Consider the following 14,990-nt stretch of genomic DNA (forward strand, 5'->3'; position numbering starts at 1 on the left):
TGTCATCGCAATCTGGACCAAAGCTAAGGGTTTGCGAGATGTCCTAGAAAATCGCATCGCAGACCGGCTCTTGAGTCTCGGTGATCGGGTGCGGTGCGAAATCGAATTGTCGTTGAAAAGCCGCGTAATCTTCATGAGACGACAATGTCTCTGCTCGACAGCGCGTGATCGCGCGCGGATCATAACACTGGGGGGAAGCATCTCTATGATGGTCGACTGGGTATGTTGAGTTTAGGCGAGATCGATGCCCTTGAGCGCGGGCTCAAGGCGTCCATTGTTGCGCTGAATAAGAAACGGACAGCCGCTGTTACGTTGATTGAAGCAGTTGACCACGTAATGTTGTGGCCTGAGCCCTTTGATGACATGGCGCCGATAGTTTCGACGCATAGCCTTGATAATCTCATTTCACGCGCACCGCTGCTGATTTGCGCCGTTGCTGCAGAAATCGGCTTCCGCTTCGAAGGGGTTGGGACGGTGTTCTGGGCGAAGTTCAGCGACGCGCTTGGGCTTAGCGTAACCATGGCGCATCGCCAGCGCATTGCCGAAATCTTCGAGACGCAGGCCAAGCGCTACGATTTGTCGCGGCCGAGCGATAGTGCGTTCAGCAGCCATTTCTCGATCATTGCCTGGCCGATCGCTAATGCACTGCTACCGGTCGATCTCGTCGGCGCAGTCAGCCGGCTTATGGCGCGCGCGCCGGTCGCTGCGCTGCCCGGACCGGGACGGACGAGCAATTTTCCGAGCTTGCGTGCTTGGGCGAGCGCCGCCGAGGGAGCCCGGCTCACCGACTGGCTGCGCTTCGAGGGGCCGAGCGGGCGCGTCCTGAGCGCGCTTCTCACGGAGAATCGCGGGACTTTGCTGTCGTCAGCGACATACACCCGTTTGCGCGACGCTGTCGCTACCGATCCTGAAGCCTTTTTTGCAGCGCGAGCAGCTCGCCTGCGCGGGCGAACCGCAAAGCCGCCAACTGCCACCCAACAGACATTGGGACGCCTCGCACTGCTCGCTGACGCCAGTGGCGTGCATCTTTTCGTGAGTTGGCCCACACTGTCTCCGGCGCTGTATGACGAGGCGCGCGGCATTGCCCGTTCCGCTGGGTGGAAGCCGCGCCTGTGGAACGCGGGCAGCTTTCTTCACCCGGACACGGCGCTGGGAACCGGTCCATTTGCAATCACGCTTGGCTCCGCACCGGGCGAAGAGGATGCCGCCTATCCTGACGCTGCGAGCGTCTTTGGCGCGGGCACGGACATCGCAGCGATGCTTGCCAGCAGGACCATCGACTGGACGGCGACACTCCTGTTCGATGTCAACGCCGACCGCAGTCAGGCGGAACAGCGTTTTGGTGTCTTGAACGATGTGTCAGGCTATGCTTGGCTTGGACGAAGGCTCGACACGGCGCCACTCGTCGGGCTCAAGCAACTCGGCGCAGCCGGCGGCTATCGCTTCTACGAGGCCAATCTCGCCGAAGGGGCCGACCGGGCGATCCTGATCAAAGAAGACCTGCTCGCCAACCAGCGTCGGGCATTGCTTGCCCGCCATCCAATCGATGCGATTAGTGCTCCGCAGGGCGTCGTCCGACCCGATCGACCATTTCTGATCTACAGCGACAGCACAGACACCGAGTGCGACGCAATGCCGCAGCGTCTACCCGCCAATGGTCGCATCACTGCGGTTTCCGGGCTCGCCGGCCGGCCCGGGCTTCGCGCCGAAGCTGCACCGAGTGCTGAGGACGGCGTTGCCGACATCATTGTGTTTGAACGCGACAGCGCCTTCGAAGCGCTGGTCGAACGCCGCTTGCAGTTGCGGGTCGAAAGCGCGGTACCACTCGTCGGTGTGAGCGTGACGGCCGATCTTGAGATCGACGGACGCCTGATCGCGCGTGGACGCGAGCGGCTCGCCACGTTGCCGACGACAATTGCCTCCAGTTCGAAACTCCTGGCGCCGCTCTATGACGATGTCGTTCGCGCCAAACTCCTCGAAACCGGCAAGGGAATGCTCCGTGTGGCGCTTGGACGTTCGCGTGCGCTCGCGATTCCGCTCGAACGGCCTCCGGCCTCGGTCGAATGGACCGAAGACGGGCCGCAATTGGTCGGCGCAGACCTCAATGCCACGTTGGTTGAGGCAAGCGCGCAGGCACCGCATCGGTTCGTGGCTTCCGACACCATCGCCCCGCCAAGTCGCGGGGCCAAAGCATATGGGTTGTTGCTGTCGGATGGCCGTATTGCCGACCCGTTGCAGATTCTCAGTTCCAACATATTCGATTATGGCGATTTCACCGCACAATTTGGCTCCGACGTCGGTTCGCGGCGGATGTTCGACCATGGCAAGGGCGTCGGTGATATCGCGCGTGCCCGTATTGCCTGGGCGCGGGCGCGATGCACGTCGCTGCCGGCGATCGGCGCCAAGGGGCGCATCGTTCGCCACTTTGAAGACCCATTGGTCATCGATCTATGCGGTCGCGCCTGGTCCCGTGCCGAGCAGGACAGCAAGGACAGCCCGACCGATCCGCATGCTTCGCTGTGGGACATCGCCGTCTCGCGCCGCATGGTCACTGTTCCGGCCCAAGCAGGCCCGGATGAGGCCGCGCTGTTCGCGCGGGCGTTTGTGCAGCAGGCTCGTTCGCTTGACCCCGACTGGCCCATCGCCAGCACGGTGCCCGCAGACGGCGCGATGGACGACGCACTGAACGCGGCATTTTCGGAAGTGATCGTCGAACTGCATGCCGCAGGGGCGCTTCTCGACGTCGAGGATGATTTTGATTTTGGTGCGCCGCCCGATGATTGGGAGAGCGCAGCCAAGGAGGCGTTGCGTGCGATTCGTCGCCCCGCGCTGGTCCGACAATTGGCACCGACCGAAGGCGGTCGGCTACTCGCCAAGCGCAGCTATGCCGACCTCAGCATCGCCGAACTGGCAGAGGATCTCGCAGCCTGGACCCGCAATTACGCCTTGCCGCGCGGCCAACTCTCGCCCGAAACGGCCGCGGGTGCGCTGCAGCTCTGGTTGTCGCCCGCTGCTTGCGACGACGTCGATGCCGCCGTCCATATTCTCGCCAATGATCCTTTCGTGTCGCGCGCAACGCGCTACGCTGCGCTCCGATTGGGTCCTAGCGTCGCGGGGGTGCCGGCATGAGCGACTTCCACCGGGTGCTGCTTGGTATCCACGCTGCGGCGCGGCGCCTCGACCGCGATCAGGCGCTGCTCGGCGCGCTGGGTGTCGGCGCATTTGCCTATACCCACCAAATTGACAGCGTGCATCGCATGGTGACCGGAACCGCTTGTCGTTGGCTTCTCGCCGACGAGGTCGGCCTCGGGAAGACCATTCAGGCGATAATGGTCATGCGCGCGCTCGCCGCGCAAAGCCCGCGCCCGCTGACGGCGGCGCTCGTCGTGCCTGATGATCTGGTGTCGCAATGGGAAGAGGAGTTGCTGTGCCGCGGCCACGTCCTCGCACTTGAGAGCGGGGACGAAGGAGGCGTCCATGGCAATCTGGTGATGCGGCTGGTTCGGCCGAGCCGATTGCTCGTCGGTGGCCGCATTGTCGCCGATCGCATCGACCTACTGCTGGTAGACGAATTCACCAAGTTGCAGGTCCAGGTCCGCGAAGACCTGATCCTTGCGGCGCGGACCATCCCCAATGTCATCGCTCTGACTGCGACTCCAGCGCTTCACCAAGCGCGCACGCGTCGCGAACTCATGGCCCTGCTAGAGCCAGAGGCCGATCGCATTGCCCGCGCCGAAGACCGCGACATCCTCCAGATCCTGGCCGAGCGCGAGGCGCACGCACGCGACGAATGGGGCGGCGAGCTTCAAGACGCCGGCAGGCGCCGCGCGGTCGAAGAGGCGTTCGGTCTATACCGGCGGCTCATCCGCACGGCGCGCACTGACTATCCCGATGCCCTCCCCAAGCGAAATTACCAGCCGATCAAGCTTGCTCCGACCGACGGCGATGTCGATCGCGCGCGCGCGACGCGATCCTATCTCGACGCTGCACGTAGTTCGAATTTGGATATCCGCCGCGAAGCGCTGCTCCAGGTCGCAGGACGCAGTCCGCAATCGCTACGCGAACGCCTTAGCACGCTGCGGCGCACGACTCCCGACCTCCAGGTAGCGTGGCGGCAGATCGACACGTGCCTGCGTGACGAGCCGGGCGATGCCAAGCTTGACGCCCTGATTGATCATCTGCGAATTTTCCACGCCAAGAATCCGGGTGGTCGCGCCGTTGTCGTTGCTGAGGACAATCCCACTACCGATTATCTGCGCGACGCGATTGAGAAACTGACCGACATGCAGGTAGCGCGGAAGCGCCGAACGGTCGGTGCCGCCGAAGAACTCGAAGTGCAAGTCGCGCTGCTCAAGGAAGCGCTCGACGATTTCATCAGCGGCGAAGCCAAGATCCTCGTCGCCGCCGACGCCGCACGCGAAGGCCACAACTTACAGTTCGCCGACGAGATCATCTTTTTTGCGCTGCCCTGGTCTCCGCCCGATATCCAGCAATGGATCGGTCGCATCGACCGGCTCGGCATCAAGGGGCTACCGGCCAATCGCCGGATCGCCATCACCCCGATCGTCGTTGAAAATTCGATCGAGAGTAGCATCCTTACCGTCCTCGAGGGAACAGGCGTCTTCCTGCGCAGCGAGGTGTTCGACGAATCCGAGTGGAAGGCGATCAGCGACGCGATCGCCAGCGCAGCCAACGGCGTAACCGGCGCGACGTGGGGCGACGCTGCCAAGCAGGCGCGGACGCTCGGCGAAGCCTATGACGCGTGGCTTGAAGCCACCACCTTGCCGCCGACGCCGCGCACCGCGTTGGCGACGCGTTGCGAGAACAGGTTCCGCAGTCGGCAATACGCAGGACCGCTCGAACCGGTCGAAGGCTTTGACTGGAACTGGTATCTCATGCGCGAGCGCGCCGCCGAAATGATGATCAAGCTCGCGCGGGAAGATTATCTTGACGTTCGCAACGGGCAGGATGGCGACCAGCGCTTCAAGACGATGTGGTACAAGTCCAAACCCGACGTCAACGATCTGATCATCCCCGACATCGATATCCGCAGCAGTTGGTATCGTCAGGCATTCATCGTTCGCCGCGCCGCGATCGAGTGCCCGCCGCGTACTAATGTCGTCCAAAATGACGATACCAAGCGTCGCCTCAACTTCTTCGACCACGGCTGCGGCATGCATGACGGCGCAGTCGCCGCCTTCGAAAAGCAGGCACCTTCAGTGGACCTCAGCACTGAATTTATCGTCGAATATCCTGAAGATCATCCGATGCTGCGTTGGGTCAATCGCCGACTGCTGATCGCGGTTAGCGAAGTGGACCTGCGGGACGCGCTGGCCTTTGATCCCAATGCGATGTTGGGATCTGGCGATGCTCCGGCCTCGAAAGCCGAACAGGATGCACGCGCCGCCATGGCGCGGATCGCGCTCGCGCAATTCCAGGCCGATCGTCGCTGGATGATCGACCTGAGTCCGCCCGAGTTGCTGTTTGCGACCATGGTCGAAGATGGCGATGAATTAGCGGTGGCCGAGGCCGAGGCCGCAGCGTTCGACGGCATTGGTGCGCGCCAACTCGCGCGTCGCCGCACGATGTTGTCCGAGGCCCACCAGCGTGCGGCGCGGACCGCAGCGATGCGACGCTTGACGGCCGTAGGGGGTGAATATCTCGCCCGCGCGCAGCTTTCGATCCGTCGCGCAGTACCGGCTCGGTTGTTTGCCGCCCAAGTGGATGCCGACAATCTCATTGCAGCTGCCCGGGCCGAGATCAAGGTGACGACAGCGCTCGATTCCAAGCTTGAGTTCAATCGGGCAATCGTCCGCGGCGCGGAACTGATGCTGGCATTGTCCGAGCAGTCATGGCAGGCTAGGCTGGCCAGGCTGGAAGGGCTCGAGGCGGCGCTTGGCGAGGTTGCCAAACTGAAACCGCCACGGTTCTTCTGGCTTATTCCGAAAGCCTCTGGCGGGGACACCCCATGAGCGCGGCAATGACGGCATAGGCGTTGGTGTCGAGCCTCCAGGACCAGGGCTTGAGTTGCTCGCCCGTGATCAATGCCGCGCGCTCTGCCTGGCGCGGTGGTGGCGTCAGGAAGTCAAGAACCCCGCTCGCCTGATCGTAGCGCAGCACCGGGTCGCCCTGCGTCAGCGTCTGGCCAACGACAATCCATCGCCAGATGTCGCGCGACGGCGGTTGCCACAGCGTCGTCTGCTTGCCGGCAACGTGAATTACGACGTTCTTGAGTGTATATCCCGTCCGAATTGCAGCCGGATAGAAACCTTCCGCTTCAACCCGGCCCCAGCGTCCCGATGGTGCGGGGTCCGCGCGCCCGAAAAACTCTGAGCGACCACTGACAACTGCAACGGCGTTCGGCTCGTCGAGCGAATAGCGTTCCCCGCTTGCTGCTAGCGCCTGCGAGAATGCGAATAACGTGCGGGCATCGCTGCCGGGCGCATCGGCACCGCCGAGTTCAACCAGCGCGTTGCGCCATTCAGGGCGGCCGAGTTCATCGTCTAGCGCGATCGTGACGCCATCGTCCGGCGGAGTTTCAGCGGCAAACTGGCGGACCGTACCTGTCCCCATACCGCTTGAACCTAACAAGGTGACGCGGTCGCCGGCCCAATCGATTAGTCTGGGCGGCGTTCCGGCATAGCCGCGGCCCGCACTGGTCGCATATTCTTCAAGGTCGCCACTCAGCAACATCAGATCGATCGCCGCGTCGGTCTTCTCGCGGATCACGGCCTCGTCCAGATCGAACGGACGATACGCTTCCTTCAGGCCACTGGTGATCCGGCCGCGACTGACAAACCCCGCCTCGAAGATGGCGCTGCGGATGTGCTCGACGATCGAGGGAAGCAATGGCGAGTCTGTGTCGTCCGCCGTGTATCCAATCGCCGCGCTCCAGGCGTCCATCATCGTCATTCGTCGGCACCCGTCGCGATCGCAGCCGCAAGTGCGACATCGAGGGTCTCCTTGGCCGCCCGATCATGCGCGACGATGACGAGATGTGACCGCGCACGCGTCAGCGCGACATAGAGATCGCTGACGGTGAACAGACTGCCCAGGCCGGAAAAATCGCACAGGATCACTACGTCCGCCTCGAGCCCCTTGAAACTGCGCGCAGTGCTGAACAAAATCCCCTTGCCGTCGCGCCACTGCGACGCGTCGTCGATGAGCGGTACACGGTTGATCGCGCTGACGGTGGCCAATGGTCCCTTCGCTTTGCTTGCCGGGCCGAGGATCGCGATCTGACGCGGTTCGAGCCGATGGTCTTTGAGCAGCGATCGCACTTCTTGCTGCAGAAGGCCGCTGATCGCGATCGGCGTCTGGGGTACGATCAGCTTGGGCGGTCTTCCGAGCGGCGCCAGTTCGAACGGCTCGCTGGCGACGTCGGTCGCGGCATTGGCGCAGGCGACGATCCGCCGCGTATTGCGGCAATTGATATCGAGCGCGAGGCGGAACGCGCCATCGAGCGGCGGATCGACGGGATCGCGGCGCAGGCTCTGCGCCTTGTCGAGGAAAGCCCAGACTGCGCTCTTGCGGTTGCACAGATATTCGAGCGCGTCCCACCAGGACGGGGAGAAGTCCTGCGCTTCGTCAACGACCATCGCGTCGAATGGCGGCTCGCCACCATACAGGTCGAGGGCGGCTTCGGCGAGCAGGTCGGGCGCCTTTTCATCCCACCAGCGCGCGGAGTCCTGCTGGTTGACGGTGAAGTCGACTTCCGCCGTTTTGCATAGGTCCGATGCCAGCCGGTGGAAGTTCTGCACCGTGATTTTGCCGCCATTCTCGGCAAGATCAGCGGCCATTTCCTCACGTATCCATTTGGCCAGTTCGGCGTTGAAGCAGGTGAACAGGACTGCATTGTGCGTCGTGGCCAACGAGCGCGCGCGCTGCATTGCGAGCAGCGTCTTGCCCGAACCAGCAACCCCCTCGATGATCGCCCGAGGATTGGCGTCGAAGCCTCGAAGCACCTGCAGTTGTTGACGTGTCAGCCGGGCGAGCGTCTCGCCAGCGGCATCGACACTAACGCGCAGCGGCTCATAGACGCGAAACTCGGGCGCAAGCGCGCGTCGCACCGCATCGAATTGCTCGACCGATAGTTCGCGCTTGCCGCCACCGCCAGCCTTGTAGGCGCGCAAAATTGCCGCCTCTACCTGTGCGAGATCGTCCATCGTCATAATCGCATCGGCCGGCAGGTCGGCCGGCGGATTATCCTTGAACAGGCAATGCGGGAAGGCGACCGCCACCGAGATGATTGTCTGATCGGCAACCGCCTTGCCGCAGACAAGTTCGATGCGCTTCTTCAACGCCCACAAACTGCGCCGTGCCTGGCGAACTGGGTCCTTGATTTCTTTGAGGCCGGCCTTGACGTGGCGATACCAAGTCCGCCCTTTGAGCGTGATCTCGCCGCCCTTCACTTCGATGATGAGCAGCCCAAATTGGCGGTGCAGTACCAGGAAGTCCGCCTCGCCCTCGCGGGACGGCGCGTCGATGTCGTCGCGCGCGGGGAAGACCCAGGGCAGTGAATGCATCACCAGAAACCCTTCCCCCAATTGCAGTTGCATCGCTCGCGCAAAGTCGGCTTCGGAGCCGAACTCCATCGTTTCTGGATCAATCGAGGGAATGAACTGCGCCATCAATGGACCGCCTTGATGAATTGGGCGACGGCAATCAGCGCGCTGGAAGGCTGCACCAATTGGCTCGAACATTCCATGTGATGCGACGCCGCCCGGTAACGGACGCGCGTCTGGTCCTTGTCGAGCGCCTGGAGCATGCCGACCGTCCAACTCGCACGCGTTGCGCCAAATGCCTCGCCATCGGTGCGCCGGATCAAATAGATGTCAGTCTTAGTTGGCTCGCCAGCAAAAGGCCGAAACAGGCATATCGTGCCCTTGGCGACGTCCGATTTACCCGACAATGTATTGGCGTCCAGTCTGAACAGGAAATCGCCGGCCTCAGCCTCGCTGACAGTATAGCAGGGTGCTTGCGCGTCGGCCGTAGTCTCGCCAGCCACGATCTGCGCGGCGGTCAACTCCGGAACCCCATTGGGATCAGGCTTAAGGCCGGCGTTTAAATCCACATTCGGGACTGACAACGCCTCGCTCGATGCAATCGGAAGCGCGCGCAGGACGAGTAGGATATCGATCGCCACCGCGTCCTTGTCTTCAATCAGTGCGCTCGCCCGTGGCGAGCAGGGCCGATTTTCGACAAATGGATGTGCGAGGCAGATGACCTTTCCCTGTGCGTCGATAAGGCAGCCATCGAGCCGCTGGGTCGCGGCACCGCTCTCCTCCAGGTCGGCTGCCAGCCGATCGAGCGCATAATCCTCCCGATCAGGTTGAATTGCCAACTGCGCGCCCTTGAAGCAGGCGCGCAGCAGGTCAGCGCCGATCCGCCGGTCAAACAGCGCGTGATCGTAACGGTTCTTGTACGAGCGCAGGCACTGGTAGCAGCTGTCGTCGCAGTCGCAGCCGTCGAGCAACGCCAGCGCCGTATCGACGAGTTTGTGCGGATCGCGCGCGGCTGCCTTCACAAAGCCGGCGCCGCCGGCCGCCTGGTCATAGAGATACAGATCGATGAACTGATGATCGGCGCTTCTCGGAGCGAAGCGGAAATCTCCGTCGATATCGTTCGGCTCGAGATCTTCCATCGCGCAGGCCGCCCGGCGCAATGCCTCGACCGCCGAGCGTGCCGCGATTGTGGTTGCGGCGCGATCGGGGTCGAGCGACCAGTCGCGCGGCAAGCCCAGCCGTAACACTACGACGTCAGTGTCGAATTCGTTGCCCAGCACGATTTTGGTGAAGGTTCCGTCGCATTCCTCTTGCTCCTTCGGTCGGTTGGGCCGGGGCCTTGGATGGGTCTGGCCGGAACGCAACCGGCGCATCGCCGGATCGAAGTCACCCGGTTCGATGCGCCCGCACTTGCCGCAATAGTTGAAGGCATAGTTGGTCGCGTCGAGCGAACCGCGGTTGGTGACGACCAGCGTCTTGGTGTCGCCCCAGCCCTCCCAGCGCGTGCCGATCGGCCAGCTTTCGCCGCCAATGCGCGCGTCGTCGGGAAATTGCAGCGAATCGAGCGTGGCGCGGGTCGGGCGCGTGCGCGTGCCCGCGTCGAAATCTGGCGGCAGCGCTGTGATCGTCGGCGGATGCGAGAAGCCGGTGGGCCGGACCCAGCGACGCGCGGGGCCCAGGGTCGCGCGGCCATTGCATGCCGGGCAGTCGCGGGTTTGTTCGGGATAGCCGTCCTTCAGATCCTTGAGGTCCGCATAGTTGCAGAGTTGGCACTGATAATAGAGCCGCCGTGCCTTGTAGGCACCGATCCGCTCCTCATCACGCTCGGAATAGAGACCAAGCGAGAGGTAGCGTTTGCCATCCACCCAGACTTCGTGTCCGGGCGCATATTGGCTCAGTGCCGCGTTGAGCCCCTGCTGCGGAGAATAGCGGCGCTTGGGGTTCCAAGGGTCGGTCGTCTCCTCGAAGACACTGAACGTCGCGACGTCAGTCGGAAAGGCATATTTGGGAAGCAGGCCGGCGTCGAACAGCCGGTCGAGCAGTTTGCCGTTGTCGGCAACTGCATGGTCGTCGTCGGCGCTATCCTCCATCTCCTCGTCTTCGATATCGTCGTCATCGAGATCGTCCGCCTTGGCGGGCGGCGCTGGCGGTGGTGCGCTTTCGCTGGGCACGATCAGATGCGTCGCGAGGACGGACGGCATGGAATCGAGCAGGTCGTCCGCATTGAGCGCCGGGCAGGATTCGGTGAACAGTCGCTCGAGGTCGAAGTGAAGATCTTCGCGATTGTCCGTGATCCACTGCGTCAGACCTTTGAGCGAGAAGACATCGTCGGCGCCGCTCAGGAAGTCGGCCACACTGCCGAGCGATGAGAAGACGTCCGCGGAGCCGCCCACGGTATCGATCCGGTCCTGCTGGAACCGGCCAATCAGGTAGGCGAACGCCTGGCGCCGCGCGATCACCGGATTATCGAGATTGAGGATCGGATCTGGCGCGGGACCGGCGACGATGGGTGCTGGATCGCGAAAGAAGCTCTGGTCGTGGCTATCTGCCCCGCAGAACATCACCACTGTCGACAGGCCGGCGCCGCGGCGGCCGGCGCGCCCCGCACGCTGCTGATAATTGGCGCGTCCCGGCGGCACGTTGCGAAGCGCGACAGCCGTCAGGCCGCCGATATCAATGCCAACTTCCATCGTCGTCGTGCAACTTAGGATGTCGATCGGCGAGCCGATCTGGCCGTCCTGCTCGATCGGCACGTCCTGGAAGCGCAATTCATAGGCTTCGTTGCGCGACATCGCATTGGCCAGACCGCTGTCGTTGAGCGCCGCCGAATGCTCCTCGGCGATAAGTTGGTGCGGCGCATAGGCATCGTCGGGATCGCTGAGCCGCTCCCACAGACGCCGGTAGAAGCTCTTGCGGCTACGAAACACCGCGTCCTGCGCGGGATCGATCATCTTAGCAGTACCGCCGCAATAGCCGCAGTGATCTCCAAGTAGCGCGTTGCGCGGAGACACGCTGGTGCACCGCTCGCACCGGAGCCACTCGGATGTCTCGCCGGGATCAAGCGCGACCTTGCTTGCCAGCAGAAAATAATCGCCCGGCTCGCCATCGGAGAATACGGACCGCAGCGCGGGCTCGCAGACGCTGGCATAGTCACCCTTGATCCAAGCCTTGAGCCCGCGATCGCCCAGTTGCTTGGCAATGACCTGACTGAACCGGCCGTTCCATCGCCGGATCCCCGAGGAGCCCTTGGCGCCCTCGATGTTCTGGAAGCTGCTTTGCAACTTGATCGCGTGTTTGCGCATTGCCTGCCACAACCACAGTTCGACGAGGGCGGTGCGCGCAGCGTCGTCATCGAGACCCGATATGGCGGGCGGGACGAGTGCTTCCTTGAGTTGCTTTTCCTCGGTCTTGGTGATTTTGGGACGCAGCATCGCCAGAGCGAGCGGAAACAGCCCGGTATGGTCGTCCTGCAGTACCGCGTAGATGCTCTGGAAAACCGAAAGCGGTGTCCGATCGGAGGTCTGCGCGGTCAGCGAGCGGAAATCCTCCGCCTCGGCATCCGGGTTTGCGACGAGATTGTTCGCACGCCTGCCGGCATGATCCATTGCACCTTCATCGTCGCCCGACGGCCGCAGCCGTACCCCGAACTTTGCCGCGCCCAGTGAAATCGCCAGCGGCGCGTCGTTCAGCGATGGCATGAACACCGGCGAGCGCAGTGCCTGCATGCCCGTCAGCAGCAAAGGGCGAAGGCTGTCCCGGAACGAGAAGGTCTTCATTTCCCCAGCGAGACGCGACGCGGTCTGCCGGCCATCGGAAAAGACCAAGGCCTTGCGGCCCTGTAGCGGCGCGGTGCTTTCGGGGCGAGGCGGCTGCTCAAGCACTTGGACCGAAATCAATTCCTTAAACGGCTGCTCGCCTTTCGTCTGCAGGTCGGAAATTCCTCCTGGCGAGGTATCGGCACACGATGCTTCGCAACGCGGACATTTTTCAAACAATTTGGTGCCCATCAACGGCGGTAGCCAAACCTCCCGGCTCAAGCCGCCGCCACCGCCGATCCGCCCGGACTTGAGATCGAGGAAGGCCGGACGGATCATATTGGGCTTTTGCGGTAGCGGATCCTCGAGACAGACGTGAATTGGCTCGATGACGCCGGTATCGCCGGCATAGGCACGACCATTGTCCTGCCAAAGGTGCTCGACCCCGGTCGGCGCACCGACGTTGGCGCGTGCGACCGACAGTCCGCAGTCGCGGCAACTGTGCAGTTCATAGACCTGAGCGCCGCAATCGCAGTTCTGGCGGGCCTCGGCGTAGAGTGCGCCGGTTGGCCCCCCGCGTTCGTCTTCGGCGATCCTGCTGCAGTCCGGATTCGCGCAGGCCCACAGGCCGGGAAGCCCGCGGAAAAGCATATGGACGCGCGCCGGAAGCAGTGGTGGTGCGCCTGGATTTGGTCGGGCGAGCGAGGCGAGTTCGAGCAGTGCATCGACCCCCGCCGCGCCGGATTCGGGATCGGCGTTGGGGAAAAGAGCGGCCGGAAGCGCGGTTAGCGCCCAGGCTGCGCCGGGTGAGACGACCGGGTCGTTTTGCGACTGCGCACCGGAGGTGACGTTGCGCAGCCGGCCAAGCACCGGCAAGTCGCCCAGCAATTCGGCGAGCGCGGCCGGCAGGTCGTCTTCCTTCCAGTCGCAGGCTTCCGCCGTCGCGGTCCCGAGTTCATAGCGCCGGGCAAACGATACCCCGCCTTCCGAACACCGCACATCATTGACGACCAGGAAGACTTGCTCGGTCTCAGCGATCCCGCCTGCAGCCAGCAGCACCTCTTCCTCGATCGCCTCCCCGCGACCGTCGAGACCATGGACGGTGGCGACGATATCCTGGCTCGCGCCATCGGTGCGTTTGAGCATGACCGGCGCGCCGATCTGCGTTTGAGCAAATTTTGCGAGCGGTATCAGGACTGCGGAACGGTCGCGTGGCGACGAGGATTGCAGCATGTTGAGCGGCACTGCGGCCAGCGTACTGGCCAAGTCGGAAGGACCTTCCGCCGACGGCTCAAACGCACGCTTATCGCCGGTCAGCGTGGTGATCGCGTCGGGCTCTAGGCCCGTAAGCCGCGCGACAAACTTGGCTGCTGCGCTGCTATTCGAGAAAGAGGCACTGGTAGCGATGAAGGTCACGCGCGAAACGGGAAGGCCGAGCCTGTCGAGGAGCCGACGGATCAGATAGGCGACTTCGGTGCCGTTCGCACCCCGGTACAGATGCGCCTCATCGAGGATCAGGAAGAAGTTCTCTTGCGGGTTCGCCTCAAAATAGGCGCGGGTATCGGCGAAGATGTCGCGTTCGATAGGGCGCAACAGCATATACTCGAGCATTGAATAGTTGGTGATGAGTAGGTCTGGACACGCTGCCTGGATCTCGTGGCGGGTGAGCAATTCGGGATCTTCGATTCGCTCGATCGCACGCAGGGGATCACCATTCGGGTCCACCCAATGCGCGCCGGGCTTCCCGTACCAATTACGCAGGCCATCAAAGGCACCAAGGAAGCTGTCCGGCTTGCCGGGCCAGCGACCCTTCTCCCGCAAGATATGTAAGAGCGCCTGATCTTTGACGTTACCGGCCCGCGCGCCGTCTTCGATTTTGAGATAATATTCGAGCGTCTTCAGTCGTTTCTGATCGCGGTCACCGTCGCGAATGCCCGGATAGAGCGTGCGACCAGTATAACGGCCGAACTTGGCGGGTCGGTTAGCTGCAGAGGTGAACCATTTGCGCACCGCGCTCGCGCCAAACAGTGTGCGCAACCGGCCTAGCTGGTCGTTGACCAGCGCATTCATCGGATAAAGCAGCAGTGCCCGTACCGCGCGCGTCGAGAAATGCTCTGGTCTGTGCGTGGCTTCATCCGCTAGACGCGCAAGCACAGGCAGGAGAAAACTTTCCGTTTTGCCCGACCCTGTGCCAGTCGTGACGACTATGCCCGTTCCGCCCGCATCGGCCTTCGCGGCGAGTTCGAGTGCTCGCGCCTGATGTTCATAGGGCGGATCGAACAGGAGTTGCTCGGCCTCCCGCGACGCCATACTGCTCAGGAAGGTGCGCACCGAGGGATCGATCGCTAGCGTCGCAAACTTGCGGTCGCCGACGTACGCAGGCGTGCTCTCGATAAACGGTGTTTGGGCAACGCCGCCTTGGGTCAGGAGATTGCGCCTAAGTTTTACGACCTTGGGATTTGAAAGATGGTAGGTCGCTTCGATATAGGAGGCGAGCGCTTCCCGCATATGTTCAATTTCGGTGCGCACGCTACCCCCTAAAAAACGAATACGTTGATTGATATCGGCGCCAACAGAGCCACCATTGCCCCGGAGCAACGATAGTCAGTTCTTCACTTCGTTCAACCGCCGGAACTTGGGCGCGGGTCGCACTGCGAAGTTTTTCGGGCGCGAAAGTATTGATTGTCGACTCGTGGGTGCAGTCTTGCCGTTTCAGCTCGTTCCAAATTAC

At 62.7% G+C, this 14,990-nt stretch carries 5 protein-coding genes; 2 read left to right on the top strand and 3 right to left on the bottom strand.

Translation table 11 applies throughout. The annotated features are described in order from the left end of the window. Positions 1-363: 363 nt before the first annotated feature. Together B0I00_RS14540 and B0I00_RS14545 are read left to right on the top strand one after the other, a co-directional pair. Entirely contained in the window at positions 364-3,129 is a 2,766-nt protein-coding gene (locus B0I00_RS14540; protein WP_100868113.1) for a hypothetical protein, read from the top strand. Beyond that, entirely contained in the window at positions 3,126-5,972 is a 2,847-nt protein-coding gene (locus B0I00_RS14545; protein ID WP_100868114.1) for a helicase-related protein, read from the top strand. The genes B0I00_RS14540 and B0I00_RS14545 overlap by 4 nt, the downstream gene beginning before the upstream one ends. Here B0I00_RS14545 and B0I00_RS14550 read toward each other — a convergent pair. Genes B0I00_RS14550 through B0I00_RS14560 form a run of 3 tightly spaced genes read right to left on the bottom strand, consistent with a single transcriptional unit; the run spans position 5,938 to position 14,788 of the window. Further along, positions 5,938-6,912, bottom strand: coding sequence for a hypothetical protein (locus tag B0I00_RS14550; RefSeq protein WP_157812587.1), 975 nt, complete (start codon positions 6,910-6,912; stop codon positions 5,938-5,940). The two genes, B0I00_RS14545 and B0I00_RS14550, sit on opposite strands and share 35 nt — an antisense overlap. After that, positions 6,909-8,630 carry a nuclease-related domain-containing DEAD/DEAH box helicase gene (locus tag B0I00_RS14555; protein ID WP_198519262.1) on the bottom strand — a complete coding sequence of 574 codons (1,722 nt, stop codon included), beginning with the start codon at positions 8,628-8,630 and terminating at the stop codon, positions 6,909-6,911. Before B0I00_RS14555 ends, B0I00_RS14550 begins: the two co-directional genes overlap by 4 nt. After that, the gene (locus B0I00_RS14560) at positions 8,630-14,788 is read right to left on the bottom strand and encodes a DEAD/DEAH box helicase (protein WP_157812588.1); all 6,159 of its coding nucleotides are present in this window, start codon (positions 14,786-14,788) and stop codon (positions 8,630-8,632) included. The genes B0I00_RS14555 and B0I00_RS14560 overlap by 1 nt, the downstream gene beginning before the upstream one ends. Positions 14,789-14,990 lie beyond the last annotated feature (202 nt).

The organism is Novosphingobium kunmingense (genome assembly GCF_002813245.1).
GTDB lineage: Bacteria > Pseudomonadota > Alphaproteobacteria > Sphingomonadales > Sphingomonadaceae > Novosphingobium > Novosphingobium kunmingense.

Coding starts and splice junctions, on each gene's coding strand:
- B0I00_RS14540 (WP_100868113.1), top strand. CDS start 364: ATGGCGCCGATAGTTTCGACGCATAGCCTTGATAATCTCATTTCACGC.
- B0I00_RS14550 (WP_157812587.1), bottom strand. CDS start 6,912: ATGACGATGATGGACGCCTGGAGCGCGGCGATTGGATACACGGCGGAC.
- B0I00_RS14555 (WP_198519262.1), bottom strand. CDS start 8,630: ATGGCGCAGTTCATTCCCTCGATTGATCCAGAAACGATGGAGTTCGGC.
- B0I00_RS14545 (WP_100868114.1), top strand. CDS start 3,126: ATGAGCGACTTCCACCGGGTGCTGCTTGGTATCCACGCTGCGGCGCGG.